20 protein-coding genes and 1 tRNA gene are annotated in these 22053 nt (G+C 70.8%); 9 read left to right on the forward strand and 12 right to left on the reverse strand.

Annotated features, from left to right (window positions below; translation table 11 throughout):
• Positions 1-136: 136 nt before the first annotated feature.
• Positions 137-229 (forward strand) — tRNA-Gly (locus BLQ73_RS32150).
• A 3-nt stretch (positions 230-232) separates the two neighbouring features.
• Here BLQ73_RS32150 and BLQ73_RS07920 read toward each other — a convergent pair.
• The 3 genes from BLQ73_RS07920 to BLQ73_RS34500 form a co-directional block, all read right to left on the reverse strand.
• Positions 233-1090: a maleylpyruvate isomerase family mycothiol-dependent enzyme gene (locus BLQ73_RS07920; protein WP_093169724.1), complete on the reverse strand. Its 858-nt coding sequence runs from the start codon at positions 1088-1090 to the stop codon at positions 233-235.
• Positions 1091-1205: 115 nt separating this feature from the next.
• Complete coding sequence (locus BLQ73_RS07925; protein WP_093169725.1) at positions 1206-2414, reverse strand: hypothetical protein; 1209 nt, start codon at positions 2412-2414, stop codon at positions 1206-1208.
• A 750-nt stretch (positions 2415-3164) separates the two neighbouring features.
• Positions 3165-3293, reverse strand: a complete 129-nt coding sequence (locus BLQ73_RS34500) for a hypothetical protein (RefSeq protein WP_275936270.1) — start codon at positions 3291-3293, stop codon at positions 3165-3167.
• A gap of 168 nt (positions 3294-3461) precedes the next feature.
• On the opposite strand from BLQ73_RS34500, the gene BLQ73_RS07930 reads away from it, so the two are divergent.
• The gene (locus BLQ73_RS07930) at positions 3462-5039 is read left to right on the forward strand and encodes a serine/threonine-protein kinase (protein ID WP_093169726.1); all 1578 of its coding nucleotides are present in this window, start codon (positions 3462-3464) and stop codon (positions 5037-5039) included.
• Positions 5040-5331: 292 nt separating this feature from the next.
• On the opposite strand, the gene BLQ73_RS07935 is transcribed toward BLQ73_RS07930, so the two are convergent.
• Together BLQ73_RS07935 and BLQ73_RS07940 are read right to left on the reverse strand one after the other, a co-directional pair.
• Entirely contained in the window at positions 5332-5628 is a 297-nt protein-coding gene (locus BLQ73_RS07935) for a hypothetical protein (protein WP_093169727.1), read from the reverse strand.
• A gap of 24 nt (positions 5629-5652) precedes the next feature.
• Positions 5653-5832, reverse strand: a complete 180-nt coding sequence (locus BLQ73_RS07940) for a hypothetical protein (RefSeq protein WP_143020171.1) — start codon at positions 5830-5832, stop codon at positions 5653-5655.
• A 28-nt stretch (positions 5833-5860) separates the two neighbouring features.
• On the opposite strand from BLQ73_RS07940, the gene BLQ73_RS07945 reads away from it, so the two are divergent.
• Genes BLQ73_RS07945 through BLQ73_RS07960 form a run of 4 tightly spaced genes read left to right on the forward strand, consistent with a single transcriptional unit; the run spans position 5861 to position 9526 of the window.
• The gene (locus tag BLQ73_RS07945; protein ID WP_143020172.1) at positions 5861-6511 is read left to right on the forward strand and encodes a hypothetical protein; all 651 of its coding nucleotides are present in this window, start codon (positions 5861-5863) and stop codon (positions 6509-6511) included.
• Position 6512: 1 nt separating this feature from the next.
• Entirely contained in the window at positions 6513-8024 is a 1512-nt protein-coding gene (locus BLQ73_RS07950; protein WP_093169730.1) for a serine/threonine-protein kinase, read from the forward strand.
• On the forward strand, positions 8017-9240 hold the full coding sequence (locus BLQ73_RS07955) for a protein kinase family protein (RefSeq protein ID WP_143020173.1): 1224 nt from the start codon (positions 8017-8019) through the stop codon (positions 9238-9240). The genes BLQ73_RS07950 and BLQ73_RS07955 overlap by 8 nt, the downstream gene beginning before the upstream one ends.
• Positions 9241-9289: 49 nt before the next feature.
• Positions 9290-9526, forward strand: a complete 237-nt coding sequence (locus tag BLQ73_RS07960; protein ID WP_245690884.1) for a hypothetical protein — start codon at positions 9290-9292, stop codon at positions 9524-9526.
• 62 nt (positions 9527-9588) lie between these two features.
• On the opposite strand, the gene BLQ73_RS07965 is transcribed toward BLQ73_RS07960, so the two are convergent.
• The 3 genes from BLQ73_RS07965 to BLQ73_RS32155 all read right to left on the reverse strand — a co-directional run bounded on the left by BLQ73_RS07965 (position 9589) and on the right by BLQ73_RS32155 (position 11176).
• Positions 9589-9912: a DUF3817 domain-containing protein gene (locus BLQ73_RS07965; protein WP_245690885.1), complete on the reverse strand. Its 324-nt coding sequence runs from the start codon at positions 9910-9912 to the stop codon at positions 9589-9591.
• Positions 9913-9958: 46 nt separating this feature from the next.
• Entirely contained in the window at positions 9959-10843 is an 885-nt protein-coding gene (locus tag BLQ73_RS07970; protein ID WP_093169732.1) for an SURF1 family protein, read from the reverse strand.
• A 159-nt stretch (positions 10844-11002) separates the two neighbouring features.
• Positions 11003-11176: a hypothetical protein gene (locus BLQ73_RS32155; protein WP_176955325.1), complete on the reverse strand. Its 174-nt coding sequence runs from the start codon at positions 11174-11176 to the stop codon at positions 11003-11005.
• 274 nt (positions 11177-11450) lie between these two features.
• Between BLQ73_RS32155 and BLQ73_RS07975 the strand changes: the two genes are divergently transcribed.
• Positions 11451-12911 carry a flavin-containing monooxygenase gene (locus BLQ73_RS07975; RefSeq protein WP_093169733.1) on the forward strand — a complete coding sequence of 487 codons (1461 nt, stop codon included), beginning with the start codon at positions 11451-11453 and terminating at the stop codon, positions 12909-12911.
• Between the two features lie 8 nt (positions 12912-12919).
• On the opposite strand, the gene BLQ73_RS07980 is transcribed toward BLQ73_RS07975, so the two are convergent.
• Positions 12920-14803 carry a gamma-glutamyltransferase family protein gene (locus BLQ73_RS07980; protein WP_245690886.1) on the reverse strand — a complete coding sequence of 628 codons (1884 nt, stop codon included), beginning with the start codon at positions 14801-14803 and terminating at the stop codon, positions 12920-12922.
• Positions 14804-15306: 503 nt separating this feature from the next.
• Between BLQ73_RS07980 and BLQ73_RS07985 the strand changes: the two genes are divergently transcribed.
• The gene (locus tag BLQ73_RS07985) at positions 15307-16704 is read left to right on the forward strand and encodes a tetratricopeptide repeat protein (protein WP_093169734.1); all 1398 of its coding nucleotides are present in this window, start codon (positions 15307-15309) and stop codon (positions 16702-16704) included.
• 334 nt (positions 16705-17038) lie between these two features.
• Here the strand turns inward: BLQ73_RS07985 and ald are convergent, their stop codons facing one another.
• Together ald and BLQ73_RS07995 are read right to left on the reverse strand one after the other, a co-directional pair.
• The gene (gene ald / locus BLQ73_RS07990; RefSeq protein WP_093169735.1) at positions 17039-18154 is read right to left on the reverse strand and encodes an alanine dehydrogenase; all 1116 of its coding nucleotides are present in this window, start codon (positions 18152-18154) and stop codon (positions 17039-17041) included.
• A gap of 144 nt (positions 18155-18298) precedes the next feature.
• Positions 18299-19693 (reverse strand): aspartate aminotransferase family protein, encoded by a 1395-nt coding sequence (locus BLQ73_RS07995; RefSeq protein ID WP_093169736.1) that lies wholly within the window; start codon positions 19691-19693, stop codon positions 18299-18301.
• A gap of 291 nt (positions 19694-19984) precedes the next feature.
• Here BLQ73_RS07995 and BLQ73_RS08000 point away from each other — a divergent pair, with 291 nt between their 5' ends.
• Positions 19985-21328, forward strand: a complete 1344-nt coding sequence (locus BLQ73_RS08000) for a M20/M25/M40 family metallo-hydrolase (protein ID WP_093169737.1) — start codon at positions 19985-19987, stop codon at positions 21326-21328.
• Positions 21329-21395: 67 nt separating this feature from the next.
• Here BLQ73_RS08000 and BLQ73_RS08005 read toward each other — a convergent pair whose 3' ends face one another.
• A complete protein-coding gene (locus BLQ73_RS08005) occupies positions 21396-21887 on the reverse strand; it encodes an NUDIX domain-containing protein (RefSeq protein WP_245690887.1) in 492 nt (163 codons plus the stop codon).
• Positions 21888-22053 lie beyond the last annotated feature (166 nt).

The raw sequence follows: 22053 nt of genomic DNA on the forward strand, positions 1-22053 counted from the left end.
GTTCTCATAGCCCCTGAGAGGGGTCACAACCTGACCGCCCGAGGTCTGCTGGCCGACCTCCTCAGCCGGTTCTCATAGCCCCTGAGAGGGGTCACAACACCCGATCCACACCCGGCAGCGTGCGGACGGATGAGCCGGTTCTCATAGCCCCTGAGAGGGGTCACAACGCAACCCCCGGCATCAGACTTCCAATCCGACGGCCGGGGGTTCGAATCCCTCAGGGCAACCGCGGTCAGTAGATGATCGACACGATCTGGCAGGCGGCTTCGGCCAGGTCGTGGTCGCCGTCGATGCGGGCGTGGGCGAGGGCGGTGTCGGGTTGGATGCCGCGGGTGCAGAGGCGCCAGGCGGTCTCGGCGTCCAGGTGGACGATGGTGGCGGGGTGTCCGGTGGCCGGCTCGGCCAGTGACCAGTGGTGCGGGGTGGCGGTGGCTGTCCAGGTGCCGCCGGCCGGGCCGTCGATGTGCACTTGGATCTGTGTGCCGACGGGTGCGGCGATTTCGCGCAGGGTGTGGGGCAGGGCCCGCAGGAAGGTGTCCAAGACCACGGGCAGGAAGCGCGGGTCGGGGTCGGTGTCTTGGCCGATGGCGTGGCGGATCTGCTGGCGATGGGTCCAGAATTCGGTGAGGTCGCGGGCGCTGTCGAGCCACATCGGCGCCGGGTCGACGCCGGCCCAGGATACGCCCAGTGACGGGGAGTGGAGGTTGGTGGCTTCGAAGTGCCGGGCGATCTGTCCGCCGATGAGGTCGAGGGTGTCGGTGAGCGCCGCGGGGCTCACCCGGACGTAGGCGTCTACCCATTCGTGGTTGATGCGGTGGATGAACGCCTCCAGGCTCTCGCCTGGGGCGAAGGCGGGCCCGTCCCTGTGGCCGTCGCGGTCTCGGGCGAGGCGTCCGTAGAAGTCTCCCAGGAGGTGCGCGGCGAGATCACGCACGGTCCAGCCCGGCACCGCTTCTTTGCCCCAGTCGGCGGGCGTCAGGCCGCGCAGTGTGGCCATCAGCGCGGCGTGTTCGGGGGCGAACAGAGGGCGGACGTCGATCGGTGGACCGAGCCAGGTATGGCTCGGTCCGTCATCGAGTTGGGAGTTCATGGACCGAAGCCTGCCAGCCGAATGCCCCGATGACTACCTGAATATCCGGCTCAAGGGCGATCGTGTGGCGAGTCGGCCTGAACCCCTCGGTGCGGGGCCTGGAGGATTTGTTCGTCTAGGCCAAGGCTGTGGGGATGCGGTCGAGGACGGGGTAGGGCAGGAGGCCGTAGGCGTAGAAGTCGACGGCGGCTGCGCCGGAGGCGCGGGCGGCGCGGACTTTGGCGGCGAGGCGGTCGGGGGTGTCGGTGTCGGGGAGGCCGGGGCGGAGGACTACGCGGACTTCGCGTTCTTTGCCGACGGAGCGGACGTAGGCGCCGATGTCATCGGCGACGCGGGCGGGGTCGCGGGCGTAGGCGAGGGCGCTGAAGGAGGGGACGAGGTCGCCGAGGGCGATGAGGTCGATGCCGAGTTGCCAGGCGTCGTGGGCGGCGAGGCCGGGTGAGGGGAGGCCGTCGGAGTAGCCTTTGCAGGCTCCGCTGGCGTCCATGTAGACGAGTTTGGAGCCTTCGGCGGTGACGGCTGCGGAGACGTCGGCGACGAGGGAGGTGACGGTTTCTGAGCGGGCGCGAGCGTAGGCGACGACGTCGGGGCCGGCGTAGGCGGTGAGGGCGGCGCGGGTGACTTCGCCTTGGGATGGGGGGTCGCCGTCGAGGACGGCGCCAGCGATGCGGGCGCATTCTTCGCGAGCGACTTCGGCGTTGACGCCGAGGTCGGTGGCGCGGCGCATGCAGTGGTCGCAGAAGCAGAGGCTGAGGAGGAAGGCGTCCATGGGGCCGAGGCCGACGAAGCAGCGTTCGTGGTGGTAGCCGTGGCCGAAGGTGCCGAAGTGGAGGGCTTCGGCGACGACGCTGTCGACTCCTTGGCGGGCGACGGCGCGGGCGAGGGCGACGGCGTAGAGCCGTACGTCGGGGTGGGCGGGGCACAGGTCGGCGGGTGAGCCGCGGTCGCCGAAGCAGTTGCGCACGGTGACGTCGGGGTTGGCGAGGCCGAGTGTGGTGTTGTGGAGGAAGACGGTCCAGCCGTGGAGGCCCATGCCGCGTTCGGCGGTGGCGTGGCGGAGGGCGGTGAGGGGTTCGTCGGCGGCGCCGGGCTGCACCGGGGGGACGAGGCGGAGGTCGTCGAAGAGGTCGGCGGGCGGGGTGAAGTGGACGCCGTCGACGCGGAGGGTGAGGCGGGAGGGACTGTGGGGGGTGACGTCGCGGGCGCGGTGGTAGGCGGCGGCGATGGTCACCGAGGCGACGTTGTAGCCGGCCAGCCGGTCGAGCACCTTGTCCAGTCCTTCGCCGCGCACATCCTCGACGAAGACGTATACCGAACTGTCCACAGTCGTCGCCCTTCAACTTCGGAGGCCGTCTAGGGCCATGGTGGGGCCCCGGTGGGGCCCGTTGTGGGTTCCGTCCGCGATGTGTGCTCCGCCGTGTAGCTTGCCTTGCAGCAGCCGTACGGCTTGCGCCCGTTTCGCGGACTCTCGGGGACCGCGTGTTCCCGAGGCGTGGTTTCGGCGGCCGGGGCCGGCCGAGGGGTGGTTCCGGGGGAGGATGCCCGTCGTGTTGAGGGTAGGCCTTGGTGGGCGTCGTGCCCTCGCCGGTCCTGGTTCCTCGTGTGCTGTCCGTGTGTGTTCACGGTACGGCTGTCGCCGGACAGTCTCTTCCCGAACACGGGGAGTATCGGGCATATTCGCGCCGCCGTACAACGCGAACGGGGAAAACCCTGCGAAGGCGGCTGGGCGGGGGCCCGTGAGGAGGTGTGGGGACGGCTCAGGTCCGGTGGTCGGCCGGTGGCGGCTTGGTGGTCTCTGGGCGCGACGCCGTTCGCTGGCCCGTCCGCCCGGTGCGGCACCCGTATCTCTCCCTCAAGCACCCATTCAAGGACATCATGACCCTATCGGTCCTTGGGCAGTCAGGAGGACACAGCGCGAGATCGATCAGCTAAGAGCCTGCGGGTCGCTCGAACACGTGGAGTGCGTTCATTTCCGTGCATATGCCACCGATCCGGTGCCTGATAGGCCGCGCGCCGAGCAGGTCTCGGGTGCGTTCGCGGGCGAGGTTCCATTCGGCCCAGCCGTCGGGTGTGCTCAGCCGCGCGTCGACGGTCGCAAGGGCGCAGGTCCTAGGCGGCGGTCGGCGGACAGTCGGGCGCGTACGGCGAGGGCGATCGTGTGGTCGTCTTCGACGACGAGGACGTGGCGGCGGCCGGCGGTCACGGGGGAAGCCTTGGAGGCCAGTGTGCAAATAATCAGCGGAAAAATGTGCACTTATCGTGCAGAGGCGGATTCAGGCCCGGCTCATCCCGATAAAGGTTACGGGTAGCCCTGTATCCCAGTAAGTGGCTATGTTGCTATGCGCCCACTGGTGACGACGGGGAGTGTTCCATGATCGGCCAACGCCACCTGGCCGGAAGATATCGGCTGCTCAACCCCTTGGGCGAAGGCACCACGGGCACGATCTGGCTGGCCTCCGACGACACGTTGCGGCGCGACGTGGCCATCAGAGAGGTACGGCTGCCGCCCTCCGTCACACCCGCGCGCCTCGCGGAGATCCGCGAGGCGACGCTGCGCGAGGCCAACGTGGCCGGCAGGCTGCGGCATCCGTCCATCGCGACCGTCCACGACGTGATCGTCGAGGAGGGCCGGCCGTGGCTCGTGATGGAGCTGCTGGCGGGCGACGCGCTGAACCAGGTCGTCGCGCGCGGCGGACCGCTGCCGCCGCACCAGGTGGCCCGGGTGGGCGTCGGAGTGGCGGGCGCACTGGCCGCCGCGCACGCGGCGGGGATCACGCATCGCGATGTGAAGCCCGGCAATGTCATCCTCACGCGGACGGGCCGCGCCGTACTCACCGATTTCGGGCTTGCGGTCGTCGAGGGCGAGGTCGCGGGAGACCGTACGGCGCACCTGGTGGGGGCGCCGAGCTACATCGCGCCCGAGCGGCTCCGGGGAGACGGAGACGGGCCCGCGGCGGACGTGTGGGCTCTCGGCGCGACGCTGTACTACGCGGTCGAAGGCGTCGATCCGTTCCCCGGTGAGAGACCGGTCGACGTCATCAACCGGGTGCTCGCCGGTGGACTGCGCCCGCCGGAGCGGGCGGGATCTCTGTCGCCTCTGCTGACCCGCATGCTGAACCCGCACCCGGCGAACCGCCCTAGACCTGGCGAGGTCGCCGAGGCGCTGAGTGAACCGGCCCTCGGCCGTACGCCCAAGAAAGAGACAGAGAGAGAAGAGACGGGGAGCGCGAAACCAGCGCGGCCGAAGGGCGTCCCCCGGAAACGGCGGGACACGCGTAAAGGCCGCGCCGCCCTCTGGGCCGTGCTGCAGGTCGGCACGGTGGCCGCGGTGGTGGCGGCGACGGCATTCACCGTCAACGTGGCCGAGGCCATGAAAGAGCCCGAACCCACCCCCACCCCGACGAAACTTAGCGAAAGCCCAGGCGGATTCGCCGTGCCCCTGGACATCTGCCCGCTGGTGGGGGCCGAACGGCTGCGCGAGCTGGTGCCCGAGGTGAAGCTCCCCGGCAAGCCCACCAACTCGGGAGGGTGCTCCTGGGTGTCCGACGGCAAGGGGGTGAGCGTTCACCTCATCGGCCAGGAGAAGCAGTGGGGCACGAGCCCCCGGTCGGCCCACGAGCGCTTCATCAACCTCCGCAACTCCACCATCCCCGCCGGCGACGTCTTCTGGAGCTGGTCGGAGATCAAGGCCAAGGGCCGGTCCGCCCGCGTCACCGCTCCCCGCCTGGTGCGCGGCATCGGGGAGGAGGCGTTCATCTACGACACCTATGCGAACCGGACGAGCGACAACCTTGAGCAGAGCACCGTCGCGCTGCGCGTGGACAATCTCGTCCTGGAAGTCAACTATGCCGTGGTCGACGGAGAGAAGGACGCCGCGGCCATCCAACGGGGCGCGCAGACGATCGCGACACTGGTCGCGTCCGCGCTGACGGCACGACCGACAGGGTGAACACCATGGACCAGAACCAGCCCGGCACGCCGCCGCGGGCGGGAAACCACGGCCCCACCGGGGCCGAGCCTCCGCTGGGCGCGCCACCCGCCGGTGAGGCGCCGAGCGCCTGGCAGCCGCCGCCCATGCCGTCCGGCGCGGCGCCCATGCCGTCCGGCGCGGCGCCCACACCCCCCGGCCCGGCGCCGATGCTGGGCTCCGTGCAGCCCGGCGCCATGCCGTACCCGTCCGGCCCACCTGGACACGTGCCCTCCACGGCCGGGCCATCGCCGATGCCCGGCCCGATGCCCTTTCAGACCGGGCCGCCGACCACCATGCCGTCCAGCGCCACGCCACCCGGGCTGATACCGTCCAGCGCCACGCCACCTGGCTCCATGCCGTACACGTCGGCGCCTTCCGGGCATGCGCCGTCACCGGCCATGCCGTCCGGGCCCATGCCGTCCGGGCCCATGCCGCCCGGGCCCATGCCGCCCGGGCCCATGCCGTACGCGTCCGCGCCGCCCGCGGGGCCGCCGCCCCTAGCGGGCGCGCCGGGCGCGCCGCTGCCGTACCAGGCCACCTCCCCGTACGGCCCACAGCCTGGAAACACTGCCGCCCCCCTGTCGCCGACCGCTCACCTCACCCCTCCGGCGACGCCCTCGCCGACCTCATCGATGACCTCGTCCACAGCCTCGTCGCCGACCTCACCGACGTTCCCACCCACGGCCTCACCCTCGCAGGCCGGCACGCCCACACGCCCCTCCGCGGGCCCGCAGACGGCCCCGACCGCCCCATCGGGCGGCGCGGCGGCCACGGACCCACGCGACCGGAAAGGCGTGCTCGTGCCGCGCTCGATCGTGGCGCTCACCGGCGTGTTGATCGTGGGCATGGCCGCCGCCATCGGCGTGCTGCTCGCGCCCTCCTTCCGCGGCGACCCGAAGGCCGGGGCGGCACCCACCCCTTCGGCGTCGCCGGGCGGGAAGGAGAAGGGCCGTTTCGCCGCCGAGCCGCCGCGCGCGTGCAGCCTGCTCGACGACAAGCAGCTCGCCGACCTCATCGCGAACTACCGGGTGTCCGAGGTCAGCAAGGGCGAATGCAACTGGCTGAACATCTCCGACTGGACCAAGCCGAGCACCGCGAAGTACGACCTGCGCGTGCGGCTGGTCACGCAGAAGCCCGACGGCTTCGAAGTGAACAAGGCGCGCGAGTTCTTCACGGGCCGCAGGGGCGACGTCGCCCGCACCGCCTCGACCCCGCCCCCGAACGGACCCCGCGACCTGCGGAATCTCGGGGAGGAGGCGTTCATGGTGGGGACGTACAGCAAGTTCAACCTGTACGGAGGCTCCTACAAGGTCGCCGTCCACTTCCGGACCAGCAACCTCAACGCCGAGGTCCAGTTCGAGCAGGGCGGTGTGAAGGAGGACAAGGACGGCCGGATCGCCACCGGCGCGGAGAAGGTCGCCCGCCTCATCGCGGACGCGCTGAAGAACTGACATGGCGACCGGAATGACGTGGCTGGCCCACCGCTACCGCCTTCTCGACACGCTCGGGGCGGGCGGTATGGGTGTGGTCTGGCTGGCTAGGGATGAGATGCTCGGGCGGGACGTCGCCGTCAAGGAGGTGCGGTTCACCTCGAACCTGCCCGAGTCCGCGCGGGCGGAGCTGCGCGAGCGCACGCTGCGCGAGGCGAGGGCGGCGGCCGGGCTGGCACATCCGGCGATCGTGGCGGTGCATGACGTCATCGACCAGGACGAGCGGCCGTGGATCGTGATGGACCTCGTGTCCGGCCGGTCGATGGAGCAGGTCGTACGGCACGGCGGGCCGCTGCCGGCGCGGCGGGTGGCCGCGGTGGGCGTCGGCGTACTGGACGCGCTGTCCCTCGCGCACGGCCGCGGGGTGCTGCATCGGGACGTCAAGCCGGCGAACATCATGCTGGCCGACGACGGGCGGGCGCTGCTGACCGACTTCGGGATCGCGGTGCAGGAGGGCGACCCGGCGATCACGTCGTCGGACCAGCTCGTGGGGTCGCCGGGTTACATGGCTCCGGAGCGGCTGCGGGGCGAGGGCGACGGCCCGTCGGCGGACCTGTGGTCGCTGGCGGCGGCGCTGTTCGCCGCGGTCGAAGGACGCGGACCGTTCCAGCGTGACACGCCGATGGCGGCGCTCGGCGCGGTGCTCACGCAGTCGCCGCCCTACCCGGAGCGGGCCGGCGACCTGGCTCCCGTACTGCTCGCCATGCTGGCGAAGGATCCGCGCGAGCGCCTCTCGGCGGCGGCGTTCCGCGCCGCGCTGGACCGCGCGGCCCGCGGTCTTCCCGCCGAGGCGGAACCGTACGCGCCGCCGCGGACACCGGGGACTCCGCCGACGCGCCGGCGCCTGGGGCCGCTGCTCGCGGGGGGCGCGGCGCTGGCCGTGGCCGGCGGTACGGCTGCCGCCGTACTCCTGACCCGCGAGCCCCCGGCCGCCTCCGCACCGGCCGCCTCCCCCAGTGCCGTGCCCGCCTCGGCCGCGGGCCGGTTCCCCACGCCCTCCGAGCCGTGCGGCCTCCTGGACACGGCCCAGGCGCGCACGGTCGCCCCGGGAGCGGAGGCCGAGGACGGCGAAGGGGCCACCGACAAGCGCCCGTATTGCCTGTGGAGCGCGGCGACGGGCACGCGGAAGCTGCGGGTGAAGGTAGATCACCACGCGGCGGCCCGGGGCCGCACCGCGCCGGAGATGGCGCAGGCGTTCTTCGCGCAGTCCAGGCGGCAGGTCACTGGCGATGTGGGCGCGGGGATGTTCGGCGAGACGCTCCCTATCCGGGACGTGGGGAGGCTCGGTGAGGAGTCGTTCGCGTTCGACGTGCGAGGCACCATGGGCACCTCCTCCCATGTCGCCTTCCGATCGAGCAACGTGATCATCGAGGTGGAGGTCTCCGAGGACGACAAGCGGCCGCTCGCCCGGATGCGCGACGACGCGGTGCGCATGGCGCGTGCGGTGGCGCGGAGGCTGGACGCCCGTGGCTGACCCGCGGCTGCTCGGAGGCAGATACCGGCTGCTCAGCCGGGTGGATCAGGCGGGCACCACCTGGCAGGCGCGCGACGAGCGGGCCCAGCGGGACGTCACCGTGGCCGACGCGCGGCAGCCGCTCCCCCGCCTGTCTCCCGAGCTGCGGCACCCCTCGGTCGTGGCGGTGCTGGACGTGGTGCCGGGGGACGGCCGGGCGTGGGTGGTGACCGAGCCGGTCCCCGGGCACCCGCTGGCGCGCGTCGTGCGCTCGGAGGGGCCGCTCGGGGTGGAGGCCGCCGCCCGGCTGGGCCTGGATCTCCTCGGCGCGCTGGAGGCGGCGCACCGGGCCGGAGTGTGGCTGCTCGTCGGCCCCGACACCGTCACCGTGACGCCGGACGGCTGGGCCGTGGTGACGTGGTTCGCCGCCTCGCCGCGGCACGGGTGGCGTGACCTCGCGGAGGTGCTGTCGCTCGCGTCGGGGGTGTCCGAGGGCCCCCTGGCGGCGCTGGTGGGGAGGCTGATCTCCGAGCCCGGCCTGGCGCCCGACGTGGTGCGGGGCGAGCTGGACAGGCTGCTGCCGCGCCGGCATCCCGTACGGCGTAAGCCGGTCATGTGGGCTTCTGCCGTACTCGCGGTGCTTGTCGCGGGGGTGGGCGTCGGGGTCGCCCTGCTCCCGGGGGACGACGCGCCGCGGAAGCCGCAGGCGGCGGCGTCGAGCACGGCATCGGGCTATGTGGACCCGCCGCCGTTCGCGACGCGCCCCGACCCGTGCACGCTGCTGAGCCCGGTGCAGCTTGAGGAATTGGACGTGGAGACCGTGTCCGACAATACGGTCGGGAGCGAGGAATGCGTCTTCGGCCACCACAGCCGGTTCGCCCATGCCCCAAGATCGATGCAGTTCCTGCTCACCGTCAAGGTGAAGCGGTATTCCGATGCCGATCAGGCCCATAAGGCGCTGTTCGAGCTGACCGAGCAGACCACGCGGGGCGCCGGCACCGGCGAAGGTGTGACCCGCACCAAGCCGCGTCCGGTGACGGGTGTGGGCGGCGAGGCCGTCGCGGGCGAGGTCATCATGACCGGGAGCTTCGGCGCGTCGGTGATCACTCGGGTGGGTAATCTCATGGTCACCGCGCAGTACGGCCGGGGCTCGGACATCGACACCGGCGACCGGGCGGCGCAAGGCGCGATGAAGGCGGCGGGATGGCTGGTGGAGAGCCTGCTGCGCTCGCGATGAACGCTAGGAACCCCGTGAGGTCACGCGTTCGTTGAATCAGGAGCAAAGAATGGAAGCCAGACCATTCGCCGTAGGGGAAGGGCACGAGACCATGTCGCCGCTCGGAAAATACTACGTGGGCGCGGGGATCGCCTCCGTGCTGTTCATGATCCTGCCGATTCCCTGGGTGGTCACGTGGCTGCTCATCATCGGCGTGCTGGGGGCCCCGGTCGCGGCCTACTTCATGCTGGACGAGAACCAGCGGCGACGGCTGCGGCGGGTCCGCCGCAGGGGCATCGACCGCTGACGGAGAACGTCGGCGGAGAACGCCGACGGGAGACGCTGACAGAGAACGCTGACGGGAAGCGCTTACGCCTCGGCGGGTGCGGCGGTGATCTGCTCCTGCACCCGCTGGGTGACCTTGCGCTCCATCATGAACGACAGCAGCGGCACGGTGCCGGCGAGGAGCACGCCGAGCGTGTAGGGCCAGGTCCAGCGCGCCTTCAGGCCGAGGTTGAGCGCGGCGATGAGGTAGACGATGTAGAAGAACCCGTGGATCGGCGAGATGATCGTGCCCGGGCCCGGGATGTCGAAGACGTACTTGAGGACCATGCCGCCGACGAGCAGCAGCAGCATGACGCCGACGATGTAGGCGAGCACCCGGAAGGGCTTGAGGGCGGATTCCACGGTCATGCACCTGTCGTTGAGGTAGGGGGCCTGGAACGAATGAGGGGTCGCTTCACGATATAGGCGCCGGAGCGGCGCTCCGGTCGAGCGGCAGGGCGCCGCCGCTGTCGGGCGAGGAGCCGTTCTCGCCGGGAGCCTTGCCGGGGCCGGGTCCTTCGCCGGGCCCCTCACCGGGGTCCTCGCCGCCGGCGGCGCGCTGGGAGCGGAGGGAGTCGCGCACGAAGTGGAACCACATGAACGCCGCGAACAGTCCGAAGATCCACCACTGTGCGGCGTAGGCGAGGTTGCGCCAGGTCAGCACGGGCTCGGTCTGCGGCGGCCTCACCGCGACGGCCTTCAGCCCCGGCGCGATCGACTCGGTCGCCACGACGAAGCCCTCCCTGACTTTGACGCCCTGCCAGACGTTGATCAGCTCGGACGCCGACACGGTCATCACCTGACCGGCCGGCAGCACCTCTCCCCGGCGCTGCACGCTCTCGATGCCCTGCGACGGCTTGATCCGCCCCGTGACCGCGACCCTGCCCTCGGGTACGGCTGTCGCCGGGTCTGCGGCGCTTTTCACCCATCCGCGCACGATGGGCATCGTGGTGCCGTCGTCGAGGATCAGAGGCGTGAGCACCCAGTAGCCGGCGCCCTTGGCCACGACGCCCCCGGGGGTGTCGGTGTCGGGCTCGCGGTTGGCGACGAGCAGTTGGCGTGGCGCGTCGTAGACGCCCTCGGCCGACACCAGCCGGCCGACCGCCTCGGCGCGCATCTGCTGCCCCTGGCGGGTCAGCTCGGACACGGCCACGGCTTGCGGGTCTCCCGACGACACGGGACGCCCCGACTCCTCGAACACGCCGAGCTGCCACCTGCCGAGCAGCCACGCCGAGATCAGCGCGACGACCAGCAGCACATGGAGCCCCACGAGGCGAGGAGAAAGCAGCGTGCGCAGCATTCCCCCACGCTATCGGCCAATGGCGGCAGTCCCGTCCACGCCCCCGGAGCTCGAAGGCGGCGACCTGGCACGCCCTTCCTGGGATGTTTCAGGGGATTTCTACCGCGGCGTCCTCATCAAGGTCCTGATCAGCCCGACCGCCCCGCGAAGGCACGTGGGCTAGCTGAGCAGCAGGTAGACCACGAGAGCGAGGACCAGCACGCCGACGGAGATCCCGACGGCGGGAAGAGCATAGGACTTCTTGGGCGGAGCGGCCTCCTGCTCATTGTTGCGCTGGGCGAACGCGCGGAACGCCTGGGTGTTCCCCGCCGGATCGATGTGCGGTTCAGACATGACGACGACTGTAGCCAAGCACACTGACGGTTCGGCGGGGATTTGAGGGTTTTTGCACCCCTGCGCGGTTCTCAGCGGCGGAGATATGCGACATCCAATAAATCCGATCATTTCCGCATGTGGACAGCGGCGCAGAAACGGCGACCTCCCTACACATAGGGTTGAGGGTGGTATCCCACCCCCCACGCCAGACAAGGCACATCACCCGGCCCATGCCAGACCGCTCGGGTGGGACCGACGGTGCCTGGCGATGCGGCCGCCCCCGAGGAGAGGCATGACGACTCGCGGCGACACCCCGGCGATCACGATCATCGGTTCCGGGTTCTCCGGGCTCGGCATGGCGATCAAGCTCAAGGAGGCCGGGTTCCACGACTTCGTGATCGTCGAGAAGTCCTCCGACGTCGGTGGAACCTGGCGCGAGAACACCTATCCCGGCTGCGCCTGCGATGTCCCCTCACACCTCTATTCCTTCTCCTTCCACCTCAACCCCCACTGGTCCCGCATGTTCTCCCCCCAGGAGGAGATCTGGGACTACCTACGCTCATGCATCGACACGTACGGCTTGCGCCCCCACCTGCGGTTCAACACGGCGGTCACGGCGCTCGCCTACGACGACACGGCACGTGAGTGGCGGATCAGCCTGGCGAGCGGTGAGACGTTGACGTCCAAGGCGGTCGTGACCGCGGCCGGCGCCCTGCACATCCCGAAATTTCCTAAGATCCCGGGGCGAGAGCGCTTCCAGGGCACCGCGTTCCACTCCGCCCAGTGGGACCACACGGCCGACCTGGCCGAACGGAGGGTGGCGGTGATCGGCACGGGGGCCTCCGCCGTACAGTTCATTCCACGCATCGCCCCCCAAGCCGCCTCGCTGACCGTTTTCCAGCGCACACCCCCGTGGATCCACCCCAAGCCCGACGGGGACCTGCCGCAACGGCTGTTCGCCACGGTGCCGGGGGCGGCGAGGCTGTTCCGCAACGCGATCTACTGGGCGTTGGAGAGCCGGGGCGCGGGATTCGCCGTCGACCCGAGGCTGATGGCGCCGCAGGAGCGTCTGGCGCGCCGGCACCTCGCCCGCCAGGTGGCCGACCCGGACCTGCGCGCCGAACTCACCCCCGACTACACGATCGGCTGCAAACGCATCCTGATCTCCAACGACTTCTATCCCGCCCTCCAACGGGACAACGTGTCCCTGGTGACCGACCCCGTCGCCGAGATCCGCGAGCGCACGATCGTCGACGCGGCGGGCCGCGAGCACGAGGTGGACGCGATCGTGTACGGCACGGGCTTCACCGTGACCGGCGGCCTGTCGGTGCCGCACGTGACCGGGCGGGGCGGCCTGCGCATCCAGGAGGCGTGGAAGAACGGCGTGGAGGCGTATCTCGGGGTCACCACCTCGGGCTTCCCCAACCTGTTCTTCCTCCTCGGGCCGAACACCGGGCTCGGCCACAACTCGGTGGTCTTCATGATCGAGGCGCAGGTGCACTACATCCTGGAGTGCCTGCGCCTGCTGTCGAAGACCAAGGCCAGGGGCCTCGACGTGCTGCGGAGCGCCCAGGACGACTACAACCGGAGGCTTCGGCAGCGCCTCGACCACGCGGTGTGGAGCGCAGGCGGCTGCCGAAGCTGGTATCTCGACCGCAGCGGAGTGAACCGGTCACTGTGGCCGGGCTTCTCCTTCGAGTACTGGGCGCGCACCCGCACGGTGAAGCCCTCGGCCTACGAGCTGATCTACTAGCCGCTGAGCTACCGCCCCCCGCCCGAGGGACGCACGACCAGGGCCGACCCGCCGCCCCGGCGGCTGGGCTCGGCCACGGCCTGCACCTTGCCCCTGCCCAGGAACGCCAGGGCCGTGGCCGCGCCGATCTCCGGGTTGAGGGTGAAGGTGTGTCCCCTGGCGGTGAGTTCGGGGCCGTAGCGGTCGATGAACGCCTGCTCGGCCTGGGTGGCCGCGGTGTTGCGCTGGGTAGCGCGGGGGGCCGCCACGGCCTCGGGTAGCGACATGCCGAAGTCGTAGCGGTTCAGCAGGATCTGCAGCACGGTGGTGATGATCGTCGAGCCGCCGGGTGAGCCCACCGCGAGCACTGGTTCGCCGTTCTTGAGGACGATCGTGGGGGCCATGGAGGAACGGGGGCGTTTGCCGGGGCCGGGGAGGTTCGGGTCGCCCGGGGCAGGGCCGAAGGTGAAGTCGGTCAGCTCGTTGTTCAGCAGGATTCCCCGGCCCGGCACCACGATGCCGTTGCCGCCGGTGGACTCGATCGTGTTGTTGTAGGCGACCACGTTGCCGTGCCGGTCGGCCACGACGAGGTGCGTGGTCTCCGGGCCCTCCGGGGACTGGGCCCCGCTCGTGTCGTCCGCCGGCCGTCCCGGGCATGGGCCGTAGTCGCCGTCGGGCGTGCCGGGGGCCGCCGGATGCGCCATGGCGCGCTCGCCGATCAGGCAGGCGCGTTCCTTGGCGAAGCCCTCGGACAGCAGGCCCGCCAGGGGCACGTCGACGAAGGCGGGGTCGCCGACGTAGCGGCCCCGGTCGGCGAAGGCCAGGCGGGACGCCTCCAGGTATTCGTGGAGGCCGACCTCGGGGAGGGCCTGCAAGATGTTGAGGGCCTCGCCCACGGTGGAGGCGCCGGACGACGGGGGCGCCATGCCGTACACGTCGAGGCCCTTGTAGGTGACCTTCGCGGCGGGGCGGACAAGGGCGCGGTAGGCGGTGAGGTCGGCGAGCTCCATGAGGCCGGGGCGCACCACGCGGGTGGCGCCGGGGGTGGTCGGCGGGTGCTTGACCGTACGGACGACGTCGCGGCCGAGGCCCCCGCCGTACAGCCACGAGGGGCCGCGCCGGCCCAGCTCGCGGTAGGTCGCGGCGAGGTCGGGGTTGCGGAACGTGGAGCCGACCGGCGGAGGCGCGCCGCCGGGCAGGTAGAGGGCGGCCGTGGAGGCGATGTCCTTGAACCGGGCGGCGTTGGCGGCGGTCTGGGCGTGGAAGGTGGCGTCCACGGTGAACCCGTCGGCGGCGAGCTTCGCGGCGGGTTCGAGCGCGCGGCGCAGGCCGATCGTGCCGAACCGGCGCAGCGCGAGGTCCCACTGGGCGACGCTGCCGGGCACTCCGGCGGACAGACCGCTCGTGACGGCCTCGTCGAAGGGGATGCCCTCAAGCGACGAGGCGGTCATGGCGCGGGGGGCGGTCTCACGGCCGTCGATCGTGAAGATCTTGCGGCGCTTGGCGTCGTAGTAGACGAGGAAGCCTCCGCCGGCCAGGCCCGCGGAGTACGGCTCGGTGACGCCCAGGGCCGCCGCCGCCGCGACGGCGGCGTCCACGGCGTTGCCGCCGCGGCGCAGCACCGACAGGGCGACCTTGCTGGCGTCGAGGTCGACGGTCGCGACGGCTCCGCCGTACCCCTCGGCGACGGGGACCTTCGCGGAGTCGCGACCGGGATCGGGGGCGGGATCGGGGGCGGGATCGGGGGCGGGGGTCGAGGCGGGAGTTGAGGCGGGGACGCTGGGGGCGGGGCCCGCGCCCTCGGCGGGGGCGGGCGCGCGGGAGAGGGCGGGTGGTGCGAGCAGGGTGGCGAGGAGCAGGGAGGTCGAGGCTGATGCGGCGGCCAGAGGCATGGCGAACCGGCGGGCACTCATAGCGGTCCTCTCGCGGATCTCACACGGACGCTGACGGATAACGCTGACGGATAGTGCTGGCAGGTGGTGCTGACAGATAGCGCATGGATAGCGCCGGCGGACAACGCCGGTGACAGGTAGCGCTAATGACAAGAAATACCGATGACGGACAATGCTGATGGAAATAGCGGGATTTAGCTGTGCGGAGATCGACCCGACCAGCATGACTCATGCGTCGGCGGCTTTCACGTCCCTTGGCAAGCTGATATCCGACGTTGACGTAGCGCTGACGCGGATCGCGTGCCGGTGAGGGGGCCGCCGAGCGGCCAGACCGCCTGCCTGCGCATGGACGCCCGCTCATCAACCCCAGGCAGTGGTAAATCACCTGGAAAACAAGGCGAGATGCGTCCTGATTGGCCCTGACTCCTTCCCCTCATGACGCCTCGCTGAAACACTCACCGGTCGGTTACGCTCCGCAGTCGTATGCTTACATGCACGCTCTGCGGGTGTCCGGGGGAGGACATATGACGTGGTGGCACACCGATGTGGAGGCGACCGCGACGCAGGCACGGCCCACCGTGCCGGCACCGCGCGAGACCGAGCTGCTGTGGGCCGCGGAGGCGGGAGACGCACGGGCCGCGCACCTGCTCGGCAGGGGCTACGCGCAGCGCGGCGACCGCGCCGCCGCGCGCCACTGGTGGGAGCGGGCCGCGGCCGCGGGCAGCGTCGACAGCGCCTACAACCTCGGCATCTGGCATGAGAAGCACGGCAACCTGACGGACGCGCTGAGCTGGTATGAGAAGGCCGCCGACACCGGAGACGCCGAGGCGGCCGTCAACCTCGCCACGTTGATCCTGGAGCAGCGGGGCGACATCGCCGCCGCCCGCCGCTGGTTCGAGGTCGCGGCCAGGGCGGGCAACCGGTCCGCCGCCCGCAGGCTGGCCCTGATCTGCGAGGACGGCGGAGACATCCAGGGCGCACGCGAGTGGCACCGCACCGCCGCGCTCGACGGCGACCTGCCCTCCACCCATGACCTGGGGTTCCTCGCCTACGCCTCGGGCAGCGACGAGGAGACGGTCCACTGGTGGGAGATCGCCGCCCGGGGCGGCCACGCCGACGCCGCCTACCATCTCGGGCTCTTCCTCCAGGCCAGCCGCGACCCGGAGGGCGCCGAGGCGTTCTACCGCGTGGCCGCCAAGAGCGACCATCCCGGCGCGGCCTCCCAGCTCGGCGGCATCGCGCTGTCCCGCCGAGACCTGCGTACGGCACGGGCCTGGTTCGAGCGGGCCGCGGCGTCGGGGCGGGTCGACGACCAGCGCATGGCGGGCTTCGTCTGCGTCGAGTTGAGCGATTCGCAGGCGGCCAGCCACTGGTTCGGCCGCGCCGCCGCCAGCGGTGACCCTGAGTCCGCGTTCAACTACGGACTGTTGCTGATCGCCGATCGGGGCGACATCAAGGGCGGGCAGCACTGGTTCCGTCAGGCGGCACAGAATGGGCACCACCGGGCCGCGATGGAGCTGGTCGCGCTGCTGTCGCTCACCGGCCAGGGGCACGAGTGCGAGGACTGGCTGGCCAACCCGCCCGCCCCGAGCTGGGACAGGATGGCCGAGCCCGAGTTGGTGGCGCGGGCCGAGCTGGCAGCGGCGGCGACGGGCCGCAGGGGTGGGGAGCTGCTCAAGGTGAGCGACCTGACCGAGCTCCTCGGCACGTGGGATCTCGTCACCAGGCCCCTGCACGACCATGCCGAGGTGTCGGCGTGGCTGACCGAGCGCAGCGGGCTCCACGCGAGCGCGGTGGAGCATCTCTGCTCGGTCCGGGCCACGCTGCTTCGGCCGGGCACCGCCCCGTGGCCGACGCCGACGGAGATCGAGCAGGTGCTCACGACGGCCCGCGAGCTGCGCCGGCGGCTCGGGGTCCACTGAGGCTCGGGGTCCACTGAGGCTCGGGGTCCACTGAGGCTCGGGGTCCACTGAGGCTCGGGGTCCACTGAGGCTCGGGGTCCACTGAGGGCGCGCCAACGCTCAGCGGGGCGCTGGGAGCCCCGGGGTGTGGTGGGGCCCGGCGCCGATTGAGGAATGGACGCCGGGCCCCTGGTGAGGGGCCGCGGAGGCAGGATCCGCGGCCCCTGGTTCTCACCGCGACACGGGCCCCGCACCCGTGTCGCGGTGGGAGCGCTCCCATAGGGAGGCCCCGACGGACGGGGCGGGTGGTCAGCGGGCTGTGCCGTACACGATGCTGTTGTCAGAGCCGTCGGGCTCAGGCGGCGAGCACGGCCTCGACCTGCGCGTAAGGCAGGTCGTGAGCCACCGCGACCGGGGCGCTGGTGAGCGCTCCGGCGTGGGTGTTGAGACCGAGGGCAAGGGGTGCGTCCTGGCGCAGGGCCTCCTGCCAGCCGAGACCGGCCAGCTTTACCGCGTAGGGCAGCGTAGCGTTGGTCAGGGCGTAGGTCGAGGTGTTCGACACCGATCCGGGCATGTTGGCGACGCAGTAGAACACCGACCCGTGCACCGTGTAGGTCGGGTCCGCGTGTGTGGTCGGCCGGGAGTCCTCAAAGCATCCGCCCTGGTCGATGGCGATGTCGACGAGCACGGAGCCGGGCTTCATCCGGGAGACGTGCTGGTTCGTCACCAGGGTCGGGGCCTTGGCGCCGGGGATCAGCACGGCGCCGATGACCAGGTCGGCGGCGAGCACCTCCTCCTCGATGACGTAGGCCGTGGAGACTCGGGTCTTGAGGCGGCCCTGGTAGATGGCGTCGATGAAGCGCAGCCGTTCGACGTTGACGTCGAGGATCGTGACGTCCGCGCCCATGCCCACGGCGATCTGGGCGGCGTTGAGGCCGGACACGCCGCCGCCGATGACGACGACCTTGGCCGGCAGGACGCCGGGCACGCCGCCGGGCAGTACGCCGCGACCGCCGTTGAAGCGCATCAGGTTGTACGCGCCGACCTGCGGGGCGAGCCGTCCGGCGACCTCGGACATGGGGGCGAGCAGGGGCAGGGAGTGGCCGACCTGCACGGTCTCGTAGGCGATGGCCGTGACCTTGTGCTCAAGAAGGGCGTCGGTGCAGCCTCGGGAGGCGGCGAGGTGCAGGTAGGTGAAGAGCACCTGACCCTCGCGCATGCGGTGGTATTCCTCGGCGATCGGCTCCTTGACCTTGAGGATCATGTCTGATTCGCCCCACACGGCGTCCGCCGTGTCGAGGATCTTCGCGCCCGCCGCCAGGTAGTCCTCGTCGAGCAGATGAGAGCCGAGGCCCGCTCCACGCTGCACATACACGTCGTGGCCTCCGCGGACCAGTTCGTGGACCCCTGCCGGAGTCGCCGCGACGCGGTATTCGTGGTTCTTGACCTCGGCCGGAACGCCGATCTTCATTATCGCTTCCTTTCGGAAAGTCGGGAGCTCAAGCGTGCCGCGGGTCTTGCATGACGCCACCACGGCTCGCCACGGCTCCGGCGTACGGCCCCGCCCCGGTCGGGCGGGGCCGCGGAGGGTGCGGCCGACGGCCGCACCCCTCTCCTAGAGCAGCCCCACCGCCTCCGTCAGAACCGAGCGCAGGATCGACTCCATCTCGTCGAACTCCTTTGGTCCGCAGGTCAGCGGGGGTGCGAGCTGGATGACGGGGTCGCCGCGGTCGTCGGCGCGGCAGTACAGGCCCGCGTCGAAGAGCGCGTGAGACAGAAAACCGCGGAGAATCCTTTCGGATTCATCCGCGGTGAAGGTCTCCTTGGTGCTCTTGTCCTTGACGAGCTCGATCCCGTAGAAGTAGCCGGATCCTCGCACATCACCGACGATCGGCAAGTCGCGCAGCCGATCAAGCGTGGCGCGGAAGACCGGTTCGTTCCTGGTCACGTGGCCGAGGATGTCCTCCCGCTCGAAGATGTCCAGGTTGGCGAGGGCCACCGCGGAGGAGACCGGATGCCCGCCGAAGGTGTAGCCGTGGGCGAACATCTCAGTGCCGTCCTTGAACGGCTCGAACAGCCCCTCGCGGGCGATCATCGCCCCGATCGGGGAGTATCCGCTGGTCATGCCCTTGGCGCAGGTGATCATGTCGGGCACGTAGTCGAACTTCTGCCCGCCGAACATGGTGCCCAGCCGGCCGAAGGCGCAGATGACCTCGTCGGACACCAGCAGCACGTCGTATTCATCGCAGATCTCGCGCAGCCGCTGGAAGTAGCCGGCGGGCGGCGGGAAGCATCCGCCGGCGTTCTGTACCGGCTCGACGAAGACGGCGGCGACGGTGTCCGGCCCCTCCATCTCGATGGCCCTCGCGACCCTGTCGGCGGCCCACCGGCCGTACTGCTCCTCGGTCATGCCGGGGACACCGGTGATCTCGTCGGCGCGATAGTAGTTGGTGTTCGGCACGCGCACCGACCCGGGCACGAGCGGCTCGAACGCCTGCTTGAAGGCCGGGATGCCGGTGATCGACAGCGCTCCCTGCGGGGTGCCGTGGTAGGCGATCTGGCGGCTGATGACCTTGTGCTTGAGCGGCTTGCCGGTGGCCTTGAAGTATTGCTTGGCGAGCTTCCACGCGGTTTCGACGGCCTCGCCGCCGCCGGTCGTGAAGAACACCCGGTTGAGGTCACCGGGTGTGAGCGCGCTCAGCCGCGCGGCCAGTTCCGCGGCCTTGGGGTGCGCGTAGGACCACAGCGGGAAGAAGGCCAACTCCTGGGCCTGCTTGGCCGCTGCCTCGGCGAGCTCGCTGCGGCCGTGTCCCACTTGAACCACGAACAGTCCGGCCAGTCCATCCAGGTAACGCTTGCCGTGGATGTCGTAGACGTATGCTCCCTCGCCCCGGACGATCGTGGGCACCTCACCGCCCACGTGCGCTCCGTGACGGGTGAAGTGCAACCAGAGATTGTCGTTCGCGGCTCTGAGAACCTCGGCCACGTCGGTGTTGTCGGGGTGCGTCATCGCTATCTTCCCTTGCTGGTCTGAGCTCCTCACAGTCTGCATCCGGCCTTCACAGCTTGACAAGTGAAAACGTGGTAGCAAACTGCAAGAAGTTCGGAATCCGCAAAATCACCATGTAACAACAACGAAATCCGCGACAGCGATCCTGGGCCGAGCCGTACGGGAACCTCAACCCCAGGTTCCACGTGACGGAATCGCCCGGCCCGTGCCGGGGGGCGGTCGCTCCCCGGCCGCGGCGGCTGTGCTCCAATGAAGAGTGACTATGAGTAATTTGAGATCCGGGGGAACGTCGTGACGCCTGATCAGATCGAGGGCTCCGTAGCAGCGGCGATGCCCCAGGCGGTGGAGGACCTCAAGCGGCTCGTCGCCATTCCCTCAGTGGCCTTCCCCGGCCACCCCGAGGAGCCTGTCTACGCCGCGGCCTCCGCCACGGAGGAGCTCCTGCGCAGCACGGGCCTCCAGCATGTCCAGCAGATCCCTGTCGAAGGCAGCTTCCCCGCCGTGTACGGCGAGGCCCAGGGCCCGCCCGGCACACCGACCGTGCTCCTCTACGCGCACTACGACGTGCAGCCCGCCGGCGACCCGTCGCTGTGGCGCACGCCGCCGTTCCAGCCGACGGTGCTCGACGGCAACCTGTACGGCAGAGGCGCGGCCGACGACAAATCCGGCATCATCTCCCACGTCACCGCGCTGCGCGTCTTCCAGGGGCGGTTCCCCGTGGGGATCAAGGTCCTGATCGAGGGCCAGGAGGAATACGCGGGCGAGCGCCTGGAGGCGTTCGTCGCCCAGAACCCCGACCTGGTGCGGGCCGACGCGATCGTCGTCGCCGACACCGGCAACCCCCGCGTCGGCGACCCCTCGGTCACCACCTCGCTGCGGGGCATGGCGGCCTTCACGATCGAGGTCCGCACCCTTAAGGAGCCCCTGCACAGCGGCTCCTTCGGCGGCGCCGCCCCCGACGCGCTCGCGGCCCTCATCCGCATGCTCGCCTCGCTCCACGACGAGAACGGCGAGGTTCGGGTGCCGGGCCTGCCCCGCGGCCGATTCCTCGGCGCGGGCCCCAGCGACGAGGAGTTCAGGGCCACCGCCGGGGTGCTCGACGGCGTCTCGCTCGTCGGCTCCGGCACGGTGGCCGACCGCCTCTGGTCGAGCTACGCCATCACGGTGACCGGAATCGACGTCCCCACCGTCGCCGGCGCCATCAACGCCGTCCAGCCGGTCGCCCGGGCCCGCGTCACCGTCCGCGTCCCGCCGGCGGCCGACCCGAAGACCACGATCGACTCCGTCGTGTCCTTCCTCCACCAGGTGGCCCCGTGGGGGGTGCGCATCGGCATCGACGACGTCGTCCTCGGCTCCGGCTTCCTCGCCGACTCCGGGGGGCGGGCCCGCACCGCGCTCAACAAGGCCCTGGAGCGGGCCTTCGGCCGCTCCCCGCGCGACATCGGCGCCGGCGGCTCCATCCCGCTCGTCGCCACCTTGGTCAGGCAGTTCCCCGCCGCCGAGATCCTGCTGTTCGGCGCCGAGGACGACGGCGCGGCCATCCACGCGCCGAACGAGCGCCTCAACATCGAGGAGCTCCGCCGTACGGCCACGGCCGAAGCCGTCTTCCTCCAGGAATACGGCGGCGACCAGTAGCCACCGGTAAGCCCGTCGGTCTCCCGGCCCGCCGTCAGGGCGGGCCGGGGCCTTCGGCGCGGGAGGGCTACCCTCCCACTCGCTGATCCTTCGGCAGGTAGACCGTGCGCCCGTCCTCCCGCGCCCGGCGGGCGGCGGGGATGCGCCCGCTCGCGTTGGAAGGAAGCCGGGAGGCGGCCTCCTCCCAGGTGAAGAAGCCCATGTCGTCGAGCTCTTCACGTTGCAGTCGGATCGCGCCCGGATCCGGGAGCACTCCCCCGTCGAACGTGAAGTTGATCATCGCTCTGGGCCGGGGTTCCGTGGCCGGCGCCCAGTCCACCACGAGCAGCCCGCCCACCGGCAGGCTGAGCCCGATCTCCTCCTCGACCTCACGGGCGGCCGCCTCGTGGGGTGTCTCCCCGGCCTCGATGACCCCGCCGGGCACCGACCACAGCGGGCGGTAGTTCGGCTTGACCAGGAGCACGCGGTCGTCGACATCGGTGAACAGCACGCAGGCCGAGGCGTAGAACGTCGGCAGCGTGGCATACCAGTCCGAAGGGTCGAGGAGGAACTCTCTCACCCCGTTGACGCTACCTCGCCCTTCCCGTTTCTTGTCCACATCGGGCACGGGTCGTGCGTGTGTCCCAGACGCGAATCTCACCCTGCGCCCCGACAGCACAGGTAAGGCGGCCTGCACGGCACCGCGAGCTTGTGGTTTGATATACGCGAGCGTGATTGACATTTCT

It is taken from the genome of Sinosporangium album, assembly GCF_900100605.1.
Lineage (GTDB): Bacteria > Actinomycetota > Actinomycetes > Streptosporangiales > Streptosporangiaceae > Sinosporangium > Sinosporangium album.

Bases quoted from the DNA above. Each gene is read 5' to 3' on its own strand.
- BLQ73_RS07920 (WP_093169724.1), bottom strand. From the start codon at position 1,090: ATGAACTCCCAACTCGATGACGGACCGAGCCATACCTGGCTCGGTCCA.
- BLQ73_RS07930 (WP_093169726.1), top strand. From the start codon at position 3,462: ATGATCGGCCAACGCCACCTGGCCGGAAGATATCGGCTGCTCAACCCC.
- BLQ73_RS07950 (WP_093169730.1), top strand. From the start codon at position 6,513: ATGGCGACCGGAATGACGTGGCTGGCCCACCGCTACCGCCTTCTCGAC.
- BLQ73_RS07960 (WP_245690884.1), top strand. From the start codon at position 9,290: ATGGAAGCCAGACCATTCGCCGTAGGGGAAGGGCACGAGACCATGTCG.
- BLQ73_RS07965 (WP_245690885.1), bottom strand. From the start codon at position 9,912: ATGACCGTGGAATCCGCCCTCAAGCCCTTCCGGGTGCTCGCCTACATC.
- BLQ73_RS07970 (WP_093169732.1), bottom strand. From the start codon at position 10,843: ATGCTGCGCACGCTGCTTTCTCCTCGCCTCGTGGGGCTCCATGTGCTG.
- BLQ73_RS32155 (WP_176955325.1), bottom strand. From the start codon at position 11,176: ATGTCTGAACCGCACATCGATCCGGCGGGGAACACCCAGGCGTTCCGC.
- BLQ73_RS07975 (WP_093169733.1), top strand. From the start codon at position 11,451: ATGACGACTCGCGGCGACACCCCGGCGATCACGATCATCGGTTCCGGG.
- BLQ73_RS07980 (WP_245690886.1), bottom strand. From the start codon at position 14,803: ATGAGTGCCCGCCGGTTCGCCATGCCTCTGGCCGCCGCATCAGCCTCG.
- BLQ73_RS07985 (WP_093169734.1), top strand. From the start codon at position 15,307: ATGACGTGGTGGCACACCGATGTGGAGGCGACCGCGACGCAGGCACGG.
- ald (WP_093169735.1), bottom strand. From the start codon at position 18,154: ATGAAGATCGGCGTTCCGGCCGAGGTCAAGAACCACGAATACCGCGTC.
- BLQ73_RS07995 (WP_093169736.1), bottom strand. From the start codon at position 19,693: ATGACGCACCCCGACAACACCGACGTGGCCGAGGTTCTCAGAGCCGCG.